The sequence below is a fragment of the Pseudomonas fluorescens genome (genome assembly GCF_000730425.1).
Classification (GTDB): Bacteria; Pseudomonadota; Gammaproteobacteria; order Pseudomonadales; family Pseudomonadaceae; genus Aquipseudomonas; species Aquipseudomonas fluorescens_X.
This window is the reverse complement of sequence record NZ_CP008896.1, coordinates 5,861,471-5,883,282: the sequence shown is the minus strand read 5'-3', so window position 1 is coordinate 5,883,282 and position 21,812 is coordinate 5,861,471. Positions and strand designations below refer to the sequence as shown.

The 21,812-nt window shown below is 61.3% G+C and carries 18 protein-coding genes; 7 read left to right on the top strand and 11 right to left on the bottom strand.

What is annotated here, in order from left to right; translation table 11 throughout:
• Positions 1–232: 232 nt before the first annotated feature.
• Positions 233–1,309: an S-methyl-5-thioribose-1-phosphate isomerase gene (gene mtnA, locus HZ99_RS26495; RefSeq protein WP_038447374.1), complete on the bottom strand. Its 1,077-nt coding sequence runs from the start codon at positions 1,307–1,309 to the stop codon at positions 233–235.
• Positions 1,310–1,418: 109 nt separating this feature from the next.
• Between mtnA and HZ99_RS26490 the strand changes: the two genes are divergently transcribed.
• From HZ99_RS26490 to HZ99_RS26470, 5 genes are all read left to right on the top strand, one after another.
• Complete coding sequence (locus HZ99_RS26490; RefSeq protein WP_038447372.1) at positions 1,419–2,750, top strand: TRZ/ATZ family hydrolase; 1,332 nt, start codon at positions 1,419–1,421, stop codon at positions 2,748–2,750.
• Positions 2,751–2,813: 63 nt separating this feature from the next.
• Positions 2,814–3,512: a bifunctional 2-polyprenyl-6-hydroxyphenol methylase/3-demethylubiquinol 3-O-methyltransferase UbiG gene (ubiG, locus tag HZ99_RS26485; protein WP_038447370.1), complete on the top strand. Its 699-nt coding sequence runs from the start codon at positions 2,814–2,816 to the stop codon at positions 3,510–3,512.
• 4 nt (positions 3,513–3,516) lie between these two features.
• On the top strand, positions 3,517–4,188 hold the full coding sequence (gene mupP, locus HZ99_RS26480) for an N-acetylmuramic acid 6-phosphate phosphatase MupP (RefSeq protein WP_038447368.1): 672 nt from the start codon (positions 3,517–3,519) through the stop codon (positions 4,186–4,188).
• Positions 4,189–4,285: 97 nt separating this feature from the next.
• A complete protein-coding gene (locus tag HZ99_RS26475; RefSeq protein WP_038447366.1) occupies positions 4,286–5,026 on the top strand; it encodes a YciK family oxidoreductase in 741 nt (246 codons plus the stop codon).
• A gap of 339 nt (positions 5,027–5,365) precedes the next feature.
• Positions 5,366–6,292, top strand: a complete 927-nt coding sequence (locus HZ99_RS26470) for a GGDEF domain-containing protein (RefSeq protein ID WP_038447364.1) — start codon at positions 5,366–5,368, stop codon at positions 6,290–6,292.
• 22 nt (positions 6,293–6,314) lie between these two features.
• Here HZ99_RS26470 and HZ99_RS26465 read toward each other — a convergent pair whose 3' ends face one another.
• The 7 genes from HZ99_RS26465 to HZ99_RS26435 form a co-directional block, all read right to left on the bottom strand.
• Positions 6,315–7,073: a TenA family transcriptional regulator gene (locus tag HZ99_RS26465; protein WP_404942443.1), complete on the bottom strand. Its 759-nt coding sequence runs from the start codon at positions 7,071–7,073 to the stop codon at positions 6,315–6,317.
• Positions 7,074–7,152: 79 nt separating this feature from the next.
• Positions 7,153–9,615 (bottom strand): EAL domain-containing protein, encoded by a 2,463-nt coding sequence (locus HZ99_RS26460; RefSeq protein ID WP_038447359.1) that lies wholly within the window; start codon positions 9,613–9,615, stop codon positions 7,153–7,155.
• Positions 9,616–9,711: 96 nt separating this feature from the next.
• The gene (locus tag HZ99_RS26455) at positions 9,712–11,517 is read right to left on the bottom strand and encodes an ABC transporter ATP-binding protein (protein WP_038447357.1); all 1,806 of its coding nucleotides are present in this window, start codon (positions 11,515–11,517) and stop codon (positions 9,712–9,714) included.
• A complete protein-coding gene (locus HZ99_RS26450; RefSeq protein ID WP_181883248.1) occupies positions 11,510–12,112 on the bottom strand; it encodes a DsbA family protein in 603 nt (200 codons plus the stop codon). The genes HZ99_RS26455 and HZ99_RS26450 overlap by 8 nt, the downstream gene beginning before the upstream one ends.
• A gap of 36 nt (positions 12,113–12,148) precedes the next feature.
• Positions 12,149–13,090, bottom strand: a complete 942-nt coding sequence (locus HZ99_RS26445) for a rhodanese-related sulfurtransferase (RefSeq protein WP_038447354.1) — start codon at positions 13,088–13,090, stop codon at positions 12,149–12,151.
• Positions 13,091–13,299: 209 nt separating this feature from the next.
• Entirely contained in the window at positions 13,300–13,599 is a 300-nt protein-coding gene (locus tag HZ99_RS26440; protein ID WP_038447352.1) for a BolA family protein, read from the bottom strand.
• Positions 13,600–13,602: 3 nt separating this feature from the next.
• Positions 13,603–14,118, bottom strand: a complete 516-nt coding sequence (locus HZ99_RS26435) for a DUF2059 domain-containing protein (RefSeq protein ID WP_038447350.1) — start codon at positions 14,116–14,118, stop codon at positions 13,603–13,605.
• A gap of 194 nt (positions 14,119–14,312) precedes the next feature.
• Between HZ99_RS26435 and HZ99_RS26430 the strand changes: the two genes are divergently transcribed.
• Positions 14,313–15,701 carry a class II fumarate hydratase gene (locus HZ99_RS26430; RefSeq protein ID WP_038447348.1) on the top strand — a complete coding sequence of 463 codons (1,389 nt, stop codon included), beginning with the start codon at positions 14,313–14,315 and terminating at the stop codon, positions 15,699–15,701.
• 31 nt (positions 15,702–15,732) lie between these two features.
• On the opposite strand, the gene HZ99_RS26425 is transcribed toward HZ99_RS26430, so the two are convergent.
• From HZ99_RS26425 to pap, 3 genes are all read right to left on the bottom strand, one after another.
• On the bottom strand, positions 15,733–16,695 hold the full coding sequence (locus HZ99_RS26425; protein WP_038447344.1) for a DMT family transporter: 963 nt from the start codon (positions 16,693–16,695) through the stop codon (positions 15,733–15,735).
• Positions 16,696–16,829: 134 nt separating this feature from the next.
• The gene (locus HZ99_RS26420; RefSeq protein WP_038447342.1) at positions 16,830–18,014 is read right to left on the bottom strand and encodes a thiolase family protein; all 1,185 of its coding nucleotides are present in this window, start codon (positions 18,012–18,014) and stop codon (positions 16,830–16,832) included.
• A gap of 100 nt (positions 18,015–18,114) precedes the next feature.
• On the bottom strand, positions 18,115–19,632 hold the full coding sequence (gene pap / locus HZ99_RS26415) for a polyphosphate:AMP phosphotransferase (RefSeq protein WP_038447339.1): 1,518 nt from the start codon (positions 19,630–19,632) through the stop codon (positions 18,115–18,117).
• A 175-nt stretch (positions 19,633–19,807) separates the two neighbouring features.
• Here pap and mnmC point away from each other — a divergent pair, with 175 nt between their 5' ends.
• Entirely contained in the window at positions 19,808–21,805 is a 1,998-nt protein-coding gene (mnmC, locus tag HZ99_RS26410) for a bifunctional tRNA (5-methylaminomethyl-2-thiouridine)(34)-methyltransferase MnmD/FAD-dependent 5-carboxymethylaminomethyl-2-thiouridine(34) oxidoreductase MnmC (protein ID WP_038447336.1), read from the top strand.
• Positions 21,806–21,812 lie beyond the last annotated feature (7 nt).

The window sequence follows — 21,812 nt, the reverse complement described above, 5'->3', positions numbered from 1 at the left end:
CACCTATCCCCCAGATGCGCATGGAGCGTAGTAAGTTGACGGATGACAGGCTTGAGGGCGACGAGAGGGGCTCAGAGCCGGATCACAGCGTGGATTTGCCTATATATCCAAGGGTTTTGTTGGCTTTTCGGGCCAATCGCGGGCAAGCCTGCTCCCACCGTTGTTTTATGAAGGCACTCATAATGTGGGAACGGGCTTGCCTGCGATTGCAATCTGCCAGACACCAAAGCCCTCAATGCAAGCGCTTGCGGCACATCAACTTGGCTATCTTGGCGGTATCTGGCCGCTCGACAATGCCTTTTTCAGTAACGATCACGTCGATCAGGTCCGCTGGCGTCACGTCAAACACCGGATTGAAGGCTGTTACATCAGCGGCAAATCGCTGCCCGGCGACTTCCAGCAGCTCGCCGGCATCCCGCTCTTCCAGGGCGACGTCATCGCCAGTGGCCATCATCAGGTCCAGGGTGGAGCTGGGAGCCACCACCATAAAGCGCACGCCATGGTGCATGGCGCACACTGCCAACTGGTAAGTACCGATCTTGCTGATCACATCGCCATTGGCGGCGATGCAATCGGCACCGACAATCACCCAGGTCACGCCCTTGGTCTTGAGGATATGGGCGCCAGCCGAGTCGGCATTCACGGTGACCGGAATGCCCTCGCCCGCCAGCTCCCAGGCAGTCAGCCGCGAGCCTTGCAGCCAGGGGCGGGTTTCGTTGGCGTAGACCTGCTCGACCATGCCTTCCAGAAACGCCCCACGGATCACCCCAAGGGCAGTGCCCACGCCACCGCAGGCCAAGGCCCCGGCATTACCGTGGGTCAGGATGGCCTGGGCATTGCCCTGGTGCTTGCGGATCAACTCGACACCCAATTGCGCCATGGTCAGGTTGGCTTCACGGTCGCTTTCATGGATCGCAATGGCTTCGACCTCCAGCATCGCCAGTGGGTCGGCGTGCTTTTTGAGGCGGTCGAGACGATCGCGCATGCGCTTGAGGGCCCAGAACAGGTTCGATGCGGTGGGACGGGAATCGGCCAGCAACGCGTAATCTTCCTCCCATGCAGCCTGCCAGTCACCGCCCTCGGCGATCCGCGCGCGGGCGGCCAGCACCAGGCCATAGGCTGCACTGATACCGATGGCCGGCGCACCACGCACCACCATCGTGCGAATGGCTGCGGCCACCTCGCCGACCGTCGCGCAGGTCACCCAGCTCTCCCGGGACGGCAGCGCACGCTGATCGAGCAGGTGCAGTGCGCCATCACGCCAATCGATGGCCTTCACCTTCTCCGCCGCCAACAGTCGATCGCGCATCCCTCACCCCGTACTTATCAACAAAAGCCGCCGATTATAGCGATCCGCCGGCCAAGGCGCTCGGGTATACTTCGCCCTCTTTATATAACCGCCCCGGACGATGCCCGCTATGACGCCACCCGCCGCCCCGCTCGACTTACTGCTACTGCCAAGCTGGCTGGTACCGGTCGAACCTGCGGGCGTGGCGCTCAAGGCGCACGGCCTGGGTATCCGCGACGGACGCATCGCGTTTATCGGGCCGCGCGCGCAAGCGCTGAAGCTGGCAGCCCGCGAAGTGCGCGAGTTGCCTGGGATGCTGCTCAGCCCAGGCCTGGTGAATGCCCACGGCCATGCGGCGATGACCCTGTTTCGCGGCCTGGCCGACGACCTGCCACTGATGACCTGGCTGCAACAGCATATCTGGCCGGCCGAAGCCAAGTGGGTCGATGAGAACTTCGTGCGCGACGGCACCGACCTGGCGATTGCCGAGCAGATCAAGGGTGGCATCAGTTGCTTTTCGGACATGTACTTCTTCCCCAAGGTCGCCAGCGAACGCGTACACAACAGTGGCATGCGTGCGCAGATCGCAATTGCGATCCTCGACTTCCCGATCCCCGGCGCTGCCACCGCCGACGAGGCGATTCGCCAGGGCGTGGAGTTGTTTGGCGACCTCAAGCATCACCCTCGAATCAAAATTGCCTTTGGCCCCCATGCGCCCTATACCGTCAGCGATGAGAACCTGGAGAAAGTCCGGGTGATCGCCGAGGAACTGGACGCCGCCATTCATATGCATGTCCACGAAACCGCCTTTGAAGTGCAGCAGTCTGTCGAGCAATATGGCGAGCGCCCCCTGGCCCGCCTTGCGCGCCTGGGCTTGCTGGGCCCGCGCTTGCAGGCCGTTCACATGACCCAAGTCAGCGAAGAAGACCTGGCCTTGCTGGTAGAAAGCAACAGCAGCGTGGTCCATTGCCCGGAATCCAACCTGAAACTGGCCAGTGGCTTCTGCCCGGTGGAACGCCTGTGGCAGGCCGGCGTCAATGTGGCAGTAGGCACCGACGGCGCGGCAAGCAACAATGACCTGGACCTGCTGGGCGAAACCCGCACCGCTGCGCTGCTGGCCAAGGCCGTCGCCGGCTCGGCCAGCGCCCTGGATGCCCATCGCGCGCTGCGCATGGCTACCCTTAACGGCGCGCGGGCCCTGGGCCTGGAAACGCAAATCGGTTCGCTGGAAGTGGGCAAGGCCGCCGATATAGTCGCCTTCGACCTTTCGGGGCTGGCCCAGCAGCCGATCTACGATCCGGTCTCGCAGCTTATCTATGCCACCGGACGCGATTGTGTGAAACACCTTTGGGTCGGCGGCAAGCAACTGCTCGACGACCGGCAACTGACCCGCATGGATGAACAGCAACTGAGCGCAACGGCCAGTGCCTGGGGCCGGCGCATCAGCGGACACCACGAATAACGCCAGCCCTGGATCAGCATTCCGGACCTGGCAAACCGTTTTATCGGATTTAGAGGACTACCCATGAGTAACGTCGACCACGCCGAAATCGCCAAATTCGAAGCCCTGGCCCACCGCTGGTGGGACCGCGAAAGCGAGTTCAAGCCGCTGCACGATATCAACCCGCTGCGGGTCAACTGGATCGATGAGCGTGTCAATCTGGCCGGCAAGAAAGTCCTCGACGTGGGCTGCGGTGGCGGCATTCTCAGCGAAGCCATGGCCCAGCGTGGCGCTACAGTGACAGGCATCGACATGGGCGAAGCGCCCCTGGCCGTGGCCCAACTGCATCAGTTGGAATCGGGCGTGAATGTCGAATACCGGCAGATCACCGCTGAAGCCCTGGCCGAGGAAATGCCCGAGCAGTTCGACGTAGTGACCTGCCTGGAGATGCTGGAGCACGTGCCCGACCCGTCTTCGGTGATCCGTGCCTGTTTCCGCATGGTCAAGCCTGGGGGCCAGGTGTTCTTCTCCACCATCAACCGCAACCCCAAGGCCTACCTGTTCGCGATCATCGGTGCCGAATACATCATGAAGCTGCTGCCGCGTGGCACCCATGACTTCAAGAAATTCATCCGTCCTTCCGAACTGGGCGCCTGGAGCCGCCAGGCCGGGCTGACCGTCAAGGACATCATCGGCCTGACCTACAACCCACTGACCAAGCACTACAAGCTGGCCAGCGACGTAGACGTCAACTACATGATCCAGACCCTGCGAGAGGAATAAGCCTGTGAAGTTGAAAGCGGTTCTTTTCGACATGGACGGTACGCTGCTCGATACCGCGCCGGACTTTATCGCCATCTGCCAGGCCATGCGCACCGAGCGCGGGCTTGCGCCCATCAACGACCAGCATATCCGCGATGAAGTCTCCGGCGGCGCCCGGGCCATGGTCGCCGTGACATTTGCCATGAACCCTGAGTCCCCGGGCTTTGAAGCGTTGCGCCTGGAATTCCTCGAACGCTACCTCAAGGGCTGTGCGATCCATAGCAAGCTGTTTGATGGCATGGCCGAGCTGCTGGAGGACATTGAACGGTCCAAGCTGATCTGGGGCGTGGTCACCAACAAGCCACTGCGCTTTGCCGAACCGATCATGGAGCAACTTGGCCTGGCCGAACGCTCGGCGCTGCTGATCTGCCCGGACCATGTGAAGAACAGCAAGCCCGACCCGGAGCCGCTGATCCTGGCCTGCAAAATGCTCGACCTGGACCCGGCCAGCGTACTGTTTGTGGGCGACGACCTGCGGGACATCGAGTCGGGGCGCGACGCCGGCACCCGCACCGCCGCCGTCACCTATGGCTACATCCACCCCGACGACAATGCCCGCAACTGGGGCGCCGACGTCGTGGTCGATCACCCACTGGAACTGCGCAAGGTGCTCGATAGCGCGCTCTGCAGTTGCTAACCCCTTCCCTATAGGAGCCGGCTTGCCGGCGATATCGCTCTCAAGGCCGCCATCGCCGGCGAACCGGCTCCTGCAATGATTTTTGTTGAGGTCAGTTATGTTTGATTACTCCGCACGCCCAGAACTGCTCAAGGATCGGGTCATCCTGGTCACCGGCGCCGGTCGCGGGATTGGCGCAGCGGCGGCCAGGACCTATGCCGCCCACGGCGCCACCGTGCTGTTGCTGGGCAAGACCGAAGCCAACCTGGCCCAGATCTATGATGAAATCGAAGCCGCCGGCCACCCGCAACCGGTGGTGATCCCGTTCAATCTGGAAACCGCCCTGCCCCATCAATACGATGAGCTGGCGGCGATGATCGAAAAAGAATTCGGCCACCTCGACGGACTGCTGCACAACGCCTCGATCATTGGCCCGCGCACCCCGATAGAACAGCTATCGGGCGAAAACTTCATGCGCGTCATGCATATCAACGTCAACGCCATGTTTATGCTGACCGCCACCTTGTTGCCGTTGCTCAAGCTGTCCCAGGACGCTTCGGTGGTGTTCACCTCCAGCAGCGTCGGGCGTAAAGGTCGTGCTTATTGGGGCGCTTATGGGGTGTCTAAATTCGCCACCGAAGGCCTGATGCAGACCCTGGCCGACGAACTCGACACCGTTGCGGCCGTGCGCGCCAACAGCATCAACCCCGGCGCCACCCGCACCAGCATGCGTGCCCAGGCCTACCCTGGAGAAAACCCGGCCAACAACCCGCTGCCTGAAGAGATCATGCCGGTTTACCTGTACCTGATGGGGCCGGATAGCTCAGGGATCAATGGGCAGGCGTTCGACGCGCAATAACCCCCGAGTACGACACCATCCCAAGGTGGGAGCCGGCCTGCTCCCACATGGCCGGCGCCAAATTCCCAGCACCGTTCCTTCGCAAAAAAATCCCATCCCTTTGTTTTATAAGCAATAAAAAACATCGCACGAGATGGCACGGTTTTCGCTCCAATTTGCTTGAAGCAGGCAACGCGACGCCAAGACGTGCGGCATGGGATCAGGGGTTATAACCCCCGGCAAAGCGGACTAGACTGTTACCTACGTTTTACGGAACTGAAGGAACAGTAAGACGCCCGCCAGCGGCCGCTCCCATTGAGCCTGTAAGACAGCATTCAGTGCTTAGAGGCCTACCCGCTTATGAAAACACCGACCCAGACCAACGCAATTGACTTTGACAGTGCCAAATTGCAACGCCTGGGCTTTGGTCAGCCTTCCCTTATCGCACGGCGCCCCATCAGCCTCGCGCAACTGCGCCAGCAACTGAACCTGCAATTGCAGACCAGCCTGGAAGCAGAGCGGATCCTGGGTCTGTTCTTTCGCGAAGTGCAGCGCCTGGTGCCCCTGGATGCCCTGCAATACCGCCATGAAGCCAGCGACCTTCGCCTGGAATATGGCCAACGCGGCCACCATTCCGTGAGTTACAGCCTTAGTCACCAGGGCGAGCACCTGGGCGAGCTAGTATTTCGCCGCAACCAGCGCTTCAGTGAAGAGGAGCAGGGCAAACTGGAGTCGCTGCTGGCCAGCCTGCTCTATCCCATGCGCAATACCTTGCTGTATCGCGCCGCGACCCGTAGTGCCCTGCGCGACCCTTTGACCGAAACCGGTAACCGGATCGCCATGGACCAGACCCTGGGCCGAGAGATCGAGATGGCAAAGCGGCACCTGCATCCGTTGTCCTTACTGATGCTCGACATCGATCACTTCAAGCGCATCAACGACAGCCACGGCCATACCACGGGCGACAAAGTGCTCAAGGCCGTCGCAGCCTCGATCAAGGGCCAGTTGCGCAATGTGGACATGGTATTTCGGTTTGGCGGAGAAGAATTTCTGATCCTGCTCTCCAACACCGCTCGCGATGCCGCAGCGATGGTCGGCGAACGCCTGCGCCAGGCGGCGCAGACACAGGAATATCGGGCGGACACCACCCGTATCGAATTGACGGTAAGCCTGGGTTGCGCAACCCTGCTGGCGGGCGAGTCGGCCGAGAGCCTGCTGCGCCGGGCCGACAATGCGTTGTATGTAGCCAAGCGCGAAGGCCGCAACCGCCTGGCGATGGCGGGGTAAACACTACCCCACCCTGCCTGGGTCAGGCTTCGCTGGCCGCCAGCACCTGGCGCTCACGGGCCACCGGGGCTTTCTCCAACTGCATGCAGCGCTCCAGGAACAGGTACATGTAGTCGTAGCTCTTGCACACGGCCTGACGCAACTCCACTTGCAACGCCTTGCTCGGGTTCATCCCCGCCAGGGTGCAGATGATCTCCAACGCTTCCCACGGGTGCGCGTCGTCGTACTGGGCATGCATCTTCAGCCACTTCATGGCGCGCTTGCGATCGTCCTCCGGGAAAGCTGCGGCATAGACGCCCGTCGAGCACACCAGCGCAGACCACTCCCCAGTGGCCCCCTCGATGGCGTAGTTGGTGGCGGCAATGGCAACGATCAACGAATCGGCCGAGCTGGTGTGCCAGCACCAATGGCTCAGTGCATGCAGCTCTGGCGGTACGTTCTGCGCCTGCAGTTCTTCCAGGCTCACGCCATGGGCACGTGCCCAATGCACCCAATAATCGGCATGGTTGAGTTCCACGCGAATATTGCGCATCAACCAACGTCGCGCCATATCCTCGCCAGGATGACGGGCAAACTTGGTCTTGGTCAGGTTTTGTGCCATGTACAACGCGAACTGTTCAACCACCGGCCAGCCACCAATCAGGTAATGGCGCATGGTTTTGGCACTGAGCTTGTTATCGCGCATGCGCTGGTACAGTTCGTGTTCGACAACCCGGCGCTTGCTCTCGCTACAGTCCTGGATCAATTGCTGAGCCCAGGCGGGGTAACTTGAGGCTTCCATAAGCGGGCCGGTTCTGCTGAATGTGTCGATCACTGTCGGGCTCCTTTTGATTTGTGATGTGTACAGACCAGCAGTTGTTTCAGCGGAACGTGCCGGGCGCCCTGAATAACAGAGGCTGTGGGCGCGCAGGTCGACACTGCAAACTATCGAAGGTAAACAATTGCGGGCGCTCAATCAGGTAGCCCTGAGCGTAGTCCACGCCGATCTCAAGCAATGCCTGCTCGATGTGTGGCGTTTCGACAAACTCGGCAATGGTGCGTTTACCCATGACATGGCCGATGTGATTGATCACTTCGACCATGGCACGGTTAATCGGGTCGTCCAGCATATCCTTTACGAAACTTCCATCGATCTTCAGGAAGTCTACAGGTAAATGTTTAAGGTAGGCGAATGAGGACATTCCGGCACAAAAGTCGTCCAGGGAAAAGCAACACCCCAAGGCCTTGAGCTCATTGATAAAACGAATCGCGCTGCCCAAATTGGAAATGGCGCTGGTTTCAGTGATTTCAAAACAGATCATGCCCGGTGGAATGCCATAGGCGTTGAACTTCTCCCGCAGGAAGCGCAGGAAATCGTCATCGCCGATGGTGATGCCCGAGAGGTTGATCGCACACATGGCCATGGGCCGGCCAGGCCGCTCGACCATGCAACGGGCGATCAGCTTGAACACGTTCTCCACCACCCAGCGGTCCAGTGAGGTCATCAAGCCATAGCGTTCGGCGGCCGGGATAAAGCTGTCAGGCAAGATGATCCGCCCTGCCTCATCGTGCAGGCGCAGCAGAATTTCGATATGCCCGGCACCCACCTCCGTGTGGCCCAGGGGGGCAATTTCCTGGGCATACAGGCAAAAACGGTCCTCTTCCAGAGCCATGTGCAGGCGTTGGATCCAGGCCATTTCGCCAAAGCGCAAGGACAGTTCAGTGTCATCGGCGTGATAGACCTGCACCCGGTTGCGACCTTTCTCCTTGGCCATGTAGCAGGCCATATCTGCGGCACGCAATGAAGTTTCCAGGGTGGTCGGGGTGTGCGAGATATGCACCAGGCCAATACTGACCGTGGTGACAAACGGTCGGCCTTTCCAGACGAAGTGCAGGTTTTGCACGGTATGTCGCAAGCTCTCGGCGATTTTTTCGGCCACCGGCGCCGGGCAGTTTTCCAGCAGAATGCCGAACTCATCCCCCCCCAGGCGGGCCAGGGTATCGCCTTCGCGCAAGTCCGATTGCAGCAGGGCGCAGATATGCCGCAACAACTCATCGCCCGCCGCATGGCCACAGGTGTCGTTGACCAGCTTGAACTGGTCCAGGTCAAGGAACATCAAGGCATGGCGCCCCGATTGCTGGCGCCCGACGCCATGCAGCACCTGCTCCAGGCGATACTCGAATTCACGCCGGTTGGCCAGCCCGGTCAAGGCATCATGGGTTGCCTGCCAGGACAGATTGGCAATGTATTGGCGCTCCTGGGTCATGTCGTGCAGTACCAGCACTGCACCGCTGACCTTGCCGGCACTGCGGATCGGTGCGCCCACCAGGGTCACAGAGACGGTGCTGCCATCCAGGCGCTGGATCAGCTTGGAGTGCTCGCTGCCACCGCTGAGTTGGCCGCCCAGAATGTGCTCGATCAAAGTAAACCCATCGGCCTGGGCATGCTCATCCAGCAGATTGAACAACGCGGCCAACGGCAGGCCCTGGGCCTGGGCGGCGTTCCAGTGGGTCAGGGATTCCGCCGCTGGGTTCATGTAGGCAATAGCCCCGTCGACATCGGTGGTGATCACCCCGTCACCGATGGATTCCAGGGTGATCTGCGCCCTCTCCTTCTCCAACTGCAAGGCATCGGCAAACGCATGGCGCTGGGCCAGTAGCTTGCGCGTGCGCAACAATGCCAGGGCGATCAGGCCCAGGGCGGTGGCCAGGTTAGTGGTCACCAGCAGGCGCAGAATCATCCTTGAGCCTTCACCCAGGGCATCACTGAAGGCCTTGGCCGCCGGTGTTACGCCATCGTTGATGGCGATGATGCGTTCTTTCCAGGCATGGATGTCGGCGCTGCTGACCTGATTGGCGATGATTGCCCGGTGCATCTCCTGCGCCAGATCATCGAGTTGCACCAGGTAACCGTCGCCCACGGTCCACAATTCGATGGCCTTTTCCAGGTAGCTGAAATGGCGAAAGTTCAGGTACAGCCAAATCAGGCTCGACACATCGTCAGGGTGGTTGCCACCCTTGAGGATCCCCAGGCGCGCGGCCTCCAGATCAGGGCTGGGGCGATCCAGGGCAACCCGCAACTCATGCCCGCCCTGAGGCACGGCAATGGCGTTCTGGTATTTGAGAAAGGTCGCCTGGTCGCGGTTGTCGGCGTACAGGGTCAGGTAGTAGATGGCGTCTTTCTGGCCCTTGGACCACAGGCTCTCGCCCGCCACATAGCCACGCACGGCCGAAAGCACGTAAAGACTGACGCAGCCCAGCAGTGCCTGCAATAGCACGACAGCAATAAAGGGCCAGACAATACCGAGCAACCGGGGTGTTCCGAGAGTTCGCTTCTGCTTCATGAGATCCCTTGCATCAGCACAGGCGAGTAAAAACTGCTCCTGACAGCACAGCCGAAGCCAAACGCGACCCCTTCAGGGCCAAGCGCCGGGATCGATTCAGCGAACTTGTTGCAAGTGTCCATAAAGCTTGGCGTACAAGCCGCCATCGGCTATCAGTTGCTGGTGGTCGCCATCTTCGGCGATGTGCCCGCCGTCAAACACCAACACCCTATCAGCCTGCTTCACCGCCGACAAACGGTGAGCAATGATCAGTGTAGTACGCCCACTGAGAAACCGTGCCAGCGCCTGGTGCAGGTTGTATTCGGTGGCCGCATCCAGGGCCGAAGTGGCCTCGTCGAGAATCACCACCTTTGGCTCGGCCAACACCATCCGGGCAATCGCCAGACGTTGGCGCTGGCCACCGGACAAACGCACCCCCGAGCGCCCGACAATACTGTCCAGGCCCTCAGGCAACCCTTTGACCGTAGCATCCAGCTGGGCAATTTCAAGAGCCTGCCAGCAGGCTTGATCACTGCGCTCACGACCCATGGTCAGGTTGGCGCGCACAGTGTCGTTGAACAGCGCCGGATGCTGCAGCACCACCGCGACATTCTCGCGGATGGTTTCCAGGCCAATCGCCTGCTGGGTCGCGCCACCGAAGCGGATCGTCCCCGCCCGCGGGGTGTAGAGCCCCAACAACAGTTGCACCAAGGTACTTTTACCGCCGCCGCTGGCGCCGACAATCGCCACTTTCTCGCCGGGAGCAATGGCCAGGTTCAGTTGGTTGAGCACCAGGTCTTCGCCGTAGCCAAAGTCCAGGCCCCGCACCTCGATACCCACTGTTTCGCGCCCGGTAAACGGATCTTCGCCCCCGGTATATTGCGGCTCGTCGGCGCGGGCCAGCAGTTCATTGATGCGCGTCAGCGCTCCACCGGCGGCGTAGTAGGCGTATTGCAGGTTCAGCAACTGTTCCACCGGGCCGATCATGAACCACAGGTAGCTGAACACCGCGAGCATCTGGCCGATGGACAGGTCGGAAAACAGCACCGTGAGCATCGCTGCCGCGCGAAAGATATCGATACCAAACTGGAACAGCAGGCCGCTGGCACGACTGGAAGCATCGCTTTTCCATTGGGAGTTGATGGCAAAGTCGCGCACTTGCTGGGCACGCTGCCCCAGACGCCCGAGAAAAAAGCCCTGGCGATTGCCAGCGCGCACTTCCTGGATGGCATCCAGGGTTTCCGTCAGGGCCTGGGTAAACCGTGAGGTGCTGTCATTTTCCAGCTTCTTCAGGTGCTTGACCCGCTTGCCCAGCTGCACCGTGGCATAGATCACCAGCGGGTTGAACAGCAGGATCAACAGCGCCAGTTTCCAGTGCATCCACATCAGTATCCCGGAAGTACCGACCAGGGTCAGCGTGGCCACCAGGAACCGACTCAAGGTTTCACCGACAAACTTGTCCACCGTGTCCAGGTCAGTGACCAGGTGCGTAGTCACGGTGCCGCCGCCCAGGCTTTCGTACTCGCTCAGGGAAATACGCTTGAGCCGTTCGATCAGCCGCACGCGAATGCGATAGACAATGTCCTTGGCCAGCCCCGCAAACAAGCGCGCCTGGACCACGTTGAACACCAGGGCTGCGCAGCGCAGTACCAGAGTAATCAGCAGCATCAGACCGATATAACCGGCGGCCTGCTGCCAGGCCGCCGGCAACGCATGGTTCATCACCTTCAACGCAGCATCACCATTGCCCAGCAGCACTTCGTCTACCAGCAAGGGCAGGAGCAAGGGAATCGGTACGCTGCACAGGGTCGCCAGAACAGCGACACCATTGGCAATCCACAGGGCTTTCTTGTGGCGCAGGGCCAGGCGACGGATTTCTGCCCAGGTCAGTCGATCAACACGTGCAGGGGGTTGATCATGCACAGCCAGCTCGCTCCAACCAGCGACCGAGCAAAGGTGCCAGCTCGGACAGCGGCTGGTAGCCGTTGGTCAACAACGCCAACTGACCATTGCGCTCAGCCAGCAACGTGGGGAACCCGGCAATGCCCAGGTCCTGGACCCAGGTAAAATCGGCGGCCGTGGCAGCATGTTGTTCAGCGCGGTCAAAGGCCGCGGCAAACTCAATGCGCGGCACCCCGGCGGTCTCGGCCAGTTCCACCAGCACACTGGCGCGGGTCACATCGCGGCCCTCGACATAAAATGCGTGCTGGATCAACCCGAGCAAGGTCCAGGCGCAATCCGGCGCCAGGCCCCGCGCGGTGACCAGGGCCCGGCATGCCGGCTCCGTGTCATACACAAAGCCATCAGGCAAGGCGCCCTCCAGGCGAAACGGCTGGCCGGTGGCTTCAGTCACCGCCTGCCAATGCTCCAGGATATAGCGTCGGGTGGCTGGTTCCAGCGCCGCACCACTGCCGGTGCGCAGGCCGCCGACCACCAGGTGCAGTTCCACGCCCCCCGCCTGGGCCTGCTCAACCAAGGCCTTGGCCACCGGGGCAAACCCCCAGCACCAGGAGCACATCGGGTCCATTACATAGAGCAGGCGCGCGGACATGGTTCAAGCCTCGGTGGATGATTGCTTGTAGTTGTAGCCAATCGGGTGCGGCATATTGCGGGCCTTGGCCAGTTCGATCTGCTTCTGGCGGTCAATCGCACTGCGACGGGTCTTATCCGACAGCTTATCCCAGCAATGCGGGCAACTGATGCCGGCCACGTAATGCTCGGATGCGCGGTCCTCTACGCTGACCGGTGTACGGCAGGCATGGCATTGATCGTAGTCACCTTCGCTCAAGTCGTGACGCACGGTCACGCGATTGTCGAAAACAAAGCAGTCGCCCTGCCACTTGGTCTCTGCCTGAGGCACCTCTTCGAGGTATTTGAGGATGCCGCCCTTGAGGTGGTACACCTCATCGAACCCTTCGCTGAGCATATAGCTCGACGCTTTTTCACAACGGATGCCGCCGGTGCAGAACATGGCGACCTTCTTGTGCTTGGCCGGGTCGAAGTTGGCTTTGATATAGTCAGGAAATTCGCGAAAACTCGTGGTCTTCGGATCGATCGCGCCCTCAAAGGTGCCGATGGACACTTCATAGTCGTTACGCGTATCGATCAACAGCACTTCTGGATCGCTGATCAGGGCGTTCCAGTCTTGTGGATCAACGTAGGTACCGACTTTCTTGTTGGGGTCGACGCCTTCGACGCCCAGGGTCACGATCTCTTTTTTCAACTTGACCTTGGTGCGGTAGAACGGCTGCTCGTCGCAGTACGACTCTTTGTGGTCGATATCGACCATGCGTGGGTCGTTCTTCAACCAGGCCATCAGGCCATCAATGCCTTTGCGGCTGCCGGAAACGGTGCCGTTGATGCCCTCTTCGGCGATCAGCAAGGTGCCCTTGATACCGTTGTCGACCATGGCCTGCAACAGGGGCTCGCGCAGGGCGACGTAATCTTCGAGGGTGACGAACTTATACAGTGCCGCCACGACGATGGGTTGTGTCATGGGTGTTCTCTCCAGGTGGCTACCCTCGTAAAGGGTGAACCGGATGCAAAAAAAAACGCGCCGGCTAAGCGGCGCGTTGCGGATTCTAGCAAAACAACACCCTAAATTGTAGGAGCCGGCTTGCCGGCGATGGCGATCAACCTGGCGCCACCATCAGTGGCTGAGCCGTCGCTATCGCCGGCAAGCCGGCTCCTATGCAACAGCAAGTATCAGTGTTTGCTGCCGCCGGCGCAGGTCGGCGAGGCCGGGGCTGCGTCGATTTTCGCCCATTCTTCAGGCGTGTAGGTATGCAGTGCCAGCGCATGGAACTCGCCCATCAGGTCACCCAACGTGGCGTAGACCTTCTGGTGGCGCTTGACGCGGTTGAGCCCGTCGAACTGCTGGCTGACCAGCACGGCCTTGAAGTGCGTCTGCAATCCACGGCTGTGCATATGGCTTTCGTCCAGCACACTCAGGTGTTCCGGGCTCAGGGCGGCAAGTGCCGATTCGATACGCTGCTGCATGGTCATTGCTTACTTCTTCTTGGCGGGTGCGGCTTTGGGGGTCAGCTCGTTGGTCATGTCTTCCAACAGCTTGTTGACGACCGGTACTGCGCTTTCCAGCTTGGCCTGGGTCAGTTGGGCCGATTGCTGGGTCAGTTGCGGCATTTTTTCCAGGACTTTCTTGCCCAGGGGCGACTGGTAGAACGCAACCAGGTCCTTGAGCTCGGATTCGCTGAAGTTGCTGGTGTACAGCTTGACCATGTCCGGCTTGAGCTTGTTCCAGCCAATGGCCTGGTCCAGGGCGGCGTTGGCCTTGGCCTGGTAGGTGTCCAGCACGGTTTGCTTGGCGGCAGGCGCCTTGGTCTGTTCGAATCGCTGGGCGAACATTTGCTGCACTTGCATGTACACCGGGGTGCCCAGCTTGTCTGCGTGAACCAGGGTCAGGAAGGCTTCGGCACTGGCGTTGTGGCTGGCGGTATCGGCAAGAACCTGGCCGCTGGCACATACCAGAGCAACCGCGGTACAGATGGCACGAAGACGAGTCATCGAGTTTCCTTTTCTAGCAGGCGAGGTAAGACCCCAAGGGCGACCATTCTGCGCCTAAAAATCGCCGGCACTCAACCCCACGCCTTGTAGGGCCTGGTTTTGCGGGGGCCGGACCGATGAAAAGGCTTTTATGGAACCCAAACGTGGCTCCAGGGCCTAAACTGCGCAAACCGACTACAAGGAGAGTCACCGCGATGAGCCGTATCGAAACCGACAGCCTGGGCGAAGTACAAGTCCCGGATGACGCCTACTGGGGTGCACAGACCCAGCGCTCTCTGGTCAATTTCGCCATCGGCGAGCAACGCATGCCATTGGCGGTCCTGCACGCCCTGGCCCTGATCAAGAAAGCGGCGGCGCGGGTCAACGACCGCAATGGCGACCTGCCCGCAGACATCGCCCGCCTGATCGAACAGGCCGCCGATGAGGTCCTTGATGGCCAGCACGACGACCAGTTCCCGCTGGTGGTCTGGCAGACCGGCAGTGGCACCCAGAGCAACATGAACGCCAACGAAGTGATCGCCGGTCGTGCCAACGAGCTGTCAGGCAAGCCCCGTGGTGGCAAAAGTCCGGTGCACCCCAACGATCACGTCAACCGTTCCCAGAGTTCCAACGACTGCTTCCCCACCGCCATGAACATTGCCACCGTGCAGGCAGTGCACGAGCAGTTGCTGCCGGCGCTGCGTGAGCTCTCTGGTGGCCTGGCGGAGTTGTCAGCGCGCCATATAAAGCTGGTCAAGACCGGTCGAACGCACATGATGGACGCCACGCCCATCACCTTTGGCCAGGAAGTCTCGGCGTTTATCGCGCAACTGGACTATGCCGAGCGCGCTATTCGCAGTGCCCTGCCTGCCGTCTACGAACTGGCGCAAGGCGGCACGGCGGTCGGCACCGGCCTGAACTCGCCCCATGGCTTTGGTGAGGCGATTGCCGCAGAAATCGCCGCGCTGTCCGGGTTGCCGTTCGTCACCGCACCCAACAAATTCGCTGCGCTGTCAGGCCATGAACCGCTGACCACCCTGTCCGGCGCCCTGAAAACCCTGGCCGTGGCCCTGATGAAAATCGCCAACGACCTGCGCCTGCTGGGCTCGGGGCCCCGTGCAGGGTTGGCCGAAGTACGCCTGCCGGCCAATGAGCCGGGCAGTTCGATCATGCCCGGCAAGGTCAACCCGACCCAGTGCGAAGCGCTGTCGATGCTGGCCTGCCAGGTATTGGGCAACGACGTGACCATCGGCATTGCCGCCAGCCAAGGGCATTTGCAGTTGAACGTGTACAAGCCGGTGATTATCCACAACCTGCTGGAGTCGATCCGCCTGCTCGCCGACGGCTGCCGCAACTTCCAGGAACATTGCATCGCCGGCCTTGAGCCGGATGCCGAGCAAATGGCCCAACACCTGGAACGGGGCCTGATGCTGGTGACGGCGCTGAACCCGCATATCGGTTATGACAAGTCGGCAGAGATTGCCAAGAAAGCCTATGCCCAAGGGCTGACACTGCGCGAAGCGGCGTTGGAGCTGGGCTACCTCACCGATGCCGAGTTCGACCAGTGGGTACGCCCAGAGAACATGCTCGAAGCGGGCCATTGACCCCTTCCTGTAGGCGCCGGCTTGCCGGCGCCTACAGGGGTTGTATCAACCTTGATCGCCGAGCCTTGAGCCCGGCGATCAAGGACGGGGCCAACGCCACCGAGGCCGACCCAAGCACCACCAACACCGCGCCGCCATAACCCAGGCCGTTGATCTGCTCGGCGTGCACATAGTCGGGCCACAACCAGGCTGCGATCGCCACTGCGACGAACGTCACCAGCGGCGTGATCGCCAGGGTCGCACTGACCCGCGACGCCTCCCAATGGGCCAGCGCCTCGGCAAACGCGCCATAGGCAATCAGCGTATTGAAACAGCAGGCCAGCAACAGCCAGCCTTGCAACGGGCTCAGTTGCAGCACTTCTATGGGATGCACCCAGGGCAGCAGCAAAAATGCACAGCACAGGTAAATCACCATCATTACCTGCAGCGAATTCCATACCGTCAGCAATTGCTTCTGACCCAGGGCATAAAACACCCAGATGGTGGTCGCCAGCAGAATCGTCAGCACCCCGGCGGTGTAGGTACCCAGGGACGTCAACAGCTCTGCCAGGCGTTGGTTGAAGAACAGCGCAAAGCCGATGAGCAGCACCAGCAAGCCGACGCCCTGCCCCAGGCTGAAACGCTCCTTGAACAGGAACACACTGGCGATCATCAGGAAAATCGGCCCCATCTGCACCACCAATTGCGCGGTGCCGGGGCTCAACATCTTCAGCCCGACCAGGTACAGCACGTAGTTGCCCACCAGCCCGCATACCGCCATCGCCACCAGCCAGCCACCGCGCTTGCCCAGGACTTTCGGGCTGGGCAGGCGCTTGACGGCGGCCAGGTACACAAACAGGCAACTGCCGGACACCATCAGGCGAAACCAGGTCACGGTGATCGGGTCCATCACCTGCAACACCTGTTTGAGCTTGATCGGCAGAATGCCCCAGAGCAGCGCGGTCAGCAGGGTCAGGGATAAACCATAGACCCAGCGGCCGGAAGAGATGTGCATGAGTGCCCCAAGAGCCAGAGGTAGTGGAGCCAGCATTCTAGGGGGATGTGGGTAAACCTTGGCGAAGTTTTTTATCAACCACACCGCACATCAACCGTAGGAGCTGGCAAGCCAGCGCCTACCATGATTGGGTTTTAGCGCACGGCTTCGAACAAGCCGGTCGCCCCCATCCCACCTCCCACGCACATGGTGACGATGCCATAGCGCAAATTGCGCCGCTGCAATTCACGCACCAGATGCCCGACCTGGCGCGACCCGGTCATGCCAAACGGGTGGCCAATGGAGATCGAACCACCGTTGACGTTGTATCTGGCATTGTCGATCTCCAGGCGATTGCGCGCATACAGGCACTGGGACGCAAATGCCTCGTTGAGTTCCCACAGGTCGATATCCGCCACTTGCAGGCCACGGGCCTTGAGCAGTTTGGGGACCGAGAACACCGGGCCGATGCCCATTTCGTCCGGTTCGCAACCTGCCACGGTAAACCCGCGGAAAAACGCCTTGGGCTTGAGCCCCAGCGCCAGGGCCTTTTCCAGGCTCATCACCAGGGTCATCGACGCGCCATCGGACAATTGCGATGAATTGCCCGCCGTCACCGAGCCGTCCTCGGCGAACACCGGCTTGAGCCCGCAAAGGCTGGCCAGGGTGGTGTCCGGGCGGTTGCAGTCGTCGCGGTCGACCACGCCATCTAGGATCTGCACTTCACCGCTGGTTTTGTCCTCGACCTTGTACTTGACCGCCATGGCCACGATTTCATCGTCGAACAGCCCGGCGGCCTGGGCCTGGGCGGTGCGCTGCTGGCTTTGCAGGGCGTATAGGTCCTGCGCCTCACGGCTGACGTGATAGCGGCGAGCGACAATCTCGGCGGTCTGGCCCATGGGGAAGTAGATGCCCGGCACCTGTTCCTTGAGCAATGGGTTGATCAGGTTGTCGGTATTCACGCTTTTCATCGTCAGGCTGATGGACTCGACGCCACCGGCAACAATGATATCGCTGCACCCCGAAGCAATCTGGTTGGCCGCAATGGCAATCGCCTGCAGCCCGGAGGAGCAGAAGCGGTTGAGGGTCATGCCTGCGGTGCCGGTGCCCAAGCGCGACAGCACCGCCACATTGCGCCCGATGTTGTAGCCCTGGGCCCCTTCGTTGGAGCCGGCGCCGACGATGCAATCCTCGACACTGGCCGGGTCGATGCCATTGCGGCTCAACAAGGCGTTGACACAATGCGCGGCCATGTCATCGGGGCGGGTCTGGTTGAACTTGCCGCGAAAGGACTTGGCCAGGCCGGTTCGCACGCTGTCGACGATCACTACTTCACGCATGGGCTTGCCTCTTGTTGTGGTTATCGGAAGAAGAATCGAGCATAGATCCGCCTCCCGGCCACGGCGACAATCATTCACCCGGCGTATGCAAAAGCATGGGTTATTTCTTCTTGCCCTTCTTGTCGTGCCTGTCCGACTTGGCGAACGCCTCTTCCAGCGCCCGGTTGATCGTGCGCAACACTTTGACCCGGGCCCAGCGCTTGTCGTTGGCCTCCACCAGCGTCCAGGAAGAAATCTCGGTGCTGGTGCGGTCGACCATGTCACCCACCGCCGTCCGGTAGTCATCCCACTTGTCGCGGTTGCGCCAATCGTCCTCGGTAATCTTGAAGCGTTTGAATGGAATCGTTTCCCGCGCCTGGAAACGCTCCAGCTGGGTTTGCTTGTCGATCGCCAACCAGAACTTCACCACAATCACGCCGGCATCGCGCAGTTGCTCTTCAAAATCGTTGATCTCGCCATAAGCGCGCATCCAGTCCGCAGGGGTGCAGAAGCCTTCGATGCGTTCCACCAGCACGCGCCCGTACCAGGAGCGATCAAATATCGTGAACATGCCACGCGCCGGGATCTGCCGCCAGAACCGCCACAGATAAGGCTGGGCCCGTTCATCTTCGGTCGGCGCGGCAATCGGCACGATATGGTACTGGCGCGGGTCCAGCGCGGCGGCCACCCGCCGGATAGCCCCGCCCTTGCCTGCCGCATCGTTACCCTCAAACACGGTCACCAGGGCATGCTTGCGCATGCGTTTGTCGCGCAGCAGGCCGGATAGCCGTGCTTGTTCGGTAATCAATTGTTCTTCGTAGTCACCCTTGTCCAGGCTCAGGGACATGTCCAGGCTGTCGAGCAAACTGCGCCGGTCAACCGACGCCAGCAGCGGTGCCGGGTTCATGCCGCTGGCCTTGGCCTTGGCCGCCTTCAGCGCATTCTGCAGACCTTCGAGCAGAATCTTGCCGACGGTCAGCCCGCGATAATGGGCATCGACCCCTTCGATCACATGCCAGGGTGCATAGTCGCGGCTGGTGCGACGCAGCACCCGCTCGCCAAAATGCACGAACTTGTCGTAGGTCGCAGACTGCTGCCAATCCAACGGACTGATACGCCAACTGTGCAGGGGGTCATCCTGCAGGGCCTTCAGACGCGCCTTCATCTGCTTCTTGGACAGGTGGAACCAGAACTTGAAGATCACGGCGCCTTCGTCGCAGAGCATTTTTTCCAGGCGTTCGGCACCGGCAATCGCCTGGTCCAGCCTGGCATCCTTGATCTGCCCATGGACCCGGCCCTGCAGCATCTGGCTGTACCAGTTACCAAAGAACACGCCCATACGCCCTTTGGCGGGCAACTGCCGCCAGTAGCGCCACGCCGGTGGGCGGGCCAATTCTTCGTCGGTCTGCTGGTCGAAGGTGCGCACCTCGATCAGGCGCGGGTCCATCCATTCATTGAGCAGTTTGACGGTCTCGCCCTTGCCCGCCCCTTCAATGCCATTGATCAGCACGATCACCGGGAATCGCTTTTGCTGCGCAAGTTCGTACTGCACTTCAAGCAAGGCTTCGCGCAAGGCCGGTACTTCAGCGTCGTAGGTCTCTTTGTCGATGGCGTGACCGATTTCAGCAGATTCAAACATGGGCGGCTCCCTTCCAAGATCAGTCAAGACTAGCGGATTAGCGACAATCAGGGGCAGGGATATTCCAGCTCCGCTTGCCTTGGATCAATCCTGCGCTCACTGCCGACGGCCACCGCGGATCCATCGCCGCTTCGCGATCGGCTAGAATGGCCGCCCTGCCTTTGCCGAGCCACTCATGAAACCCGTACTGCAGAACGCCCAACTCGACTGGGATGACCAGGGACGCCCACGCTCACGGGTGTTCGATGATGTGTATTTTTCCGACCAGAGCGGCCTGGAAGAAACACGCTATGTGTTCATCGAGCAGAACCGTCTGCAGGAAAGATTCGCCGCACTGCCTGACGGTGGGCGCCTGGTGATTGGTGAAACCGGCTTCGGCACCGGCTTGAATTTTCTGTGCGCCTGGCAGTTGTTTGAACAACATGCGGTGCCGGGTGCGCGCCTGCATTTTGTCAGCGTGGAAAAATACCCGCTCAGCCCGGCCGACCTGCAGCGGGCCCTGGCTCTCTGGCCGCAGCTGCAGGCTTTCGCCACCCCGTTGCTGGCGCAGTACGTGGCGATCCACCAAGGCTTTCAACGCCTGCTACTGGACGGTGGTCGCGTCACCCTGACCCTGCTGATCGGCGATGCCCTGGAACAGTTGCCACACCTGGATGCGCAGGTTGACGCCTGGTTTCTCGATGGGTTTGCCCCGGCAAAAAACCCCGACATGTGGACCGCCGAGCTGTTTGCCGAACTGGCACGCCTGGCCGCCCCTGGCGCGACCATCAGTACCTTCACCAGCACCGGCTGGGTACGTCGCCTGCTCAATGGTGCCGGGTTCAAAATGAAGCGTACGCCGGGCATTGGCCACAAATGGGAAATCCTGCGTGGCGAATTCCTCGGCTGGCCCACTGACACGCCACCACCCGTAGCCGTCAAGCCCTGGTTCGCCCGGCCCGCCACGCCCAGTCATGAGCGGCGCGCCCTGGTAATCGGTGCCGGCCTGGCCGGCTGCGCCAGCGCTGCCAGCCTGGCGGCGCGGGGCTGGCAGGTCTGCCTGCTGGAGCGCCATGCCGGGCTGGCCCAGGAAGCCTCGGGCAACCCGCAAGGGGTACTGTATCTCAAGCTGTCGGCGCACGGCACAGCGTTATCGCAAATGATCGTCAGCGGTTTCGGGCATACCCGACGCTTGCTGGAACACCTGCAACGCGGCGTGGACTGGGACGACTGCGGCGTTCTGCAACTGGCGTTCAATGCCCGCGAGGCCGAACGCCAGGCCCAATTGGCCGATGCCTTTGCCGGGGATTTGCTGCACCGCCTGGACCGGCCGCAGGCCCAGGCCCAGGCCGGCATCGGCCTGGAGCACGGCGGGCTGTTTTTCCCCGAAGGCGGTTGGGTTCACCCGCCCGCCCTGTGCCAGTGGCAAGCCAGCCATCCCGGCATTGAAGTGCTGGCCCATCACGACGTCCTGGAACTGCGCAAGGTCGATGACCAATGGCAGGCCTGGGACGGTGAGCGCCTGCTGGGAAGTGCCCCGGTGGTGGTCCTGGCCGGCGCCGCCGAAATCAAGCGCTTTGCTACCTGCGCCGAGCTGCCCCTCAAGCGCATTCGCGGGCAGATCACCCGCGTGCCGCAAACGGCAGCCAGCGGGGCGCTGGCCACCGTGGTTTGTGCCGAAGGCTATGTCGCCCCGCCCCGCCTGGGCGAACACACCCTGGGCGCCAGTTTCGACTTCAAGAGCGATGACGTGACGCCAACCGCCGCCGAACATGCGAGCAACCTGGCGTTGCTGCAAGAGATTTCGCCGGACCTGGCCCGGCGCCTGCAAGCAGACAGCCTGGCACCGCAGACATTGGAGGGCCGCGCAGCGTTCCGTTGCACCAGCCCCGACTATTTGCCGATTGTCGGCCCACTGGCCGACGCCAGTGCCTTCAACCTGGCCTATCAAGCCCTGGGCAAAGACGCACGCCAAGTCCCCGACACACCCTGCCCGTGGCTCGACGGCCTGTATGTGAACAGCGGGCACGGCTCGCGCGGCCTGATTACCGCGCCGCTGTCCGGCGAGTTGCTCGCCGCCTGGCTGGATAACGAACCGCTGCCCTTGCCCAGGCACGTGGCCGAAGCCTGTCATCCCAACCGTTTCGCCCTGCGCAGCCTGATTCGTGGGCAGGCCACCCGCCGTCTCACCTGAACCGACG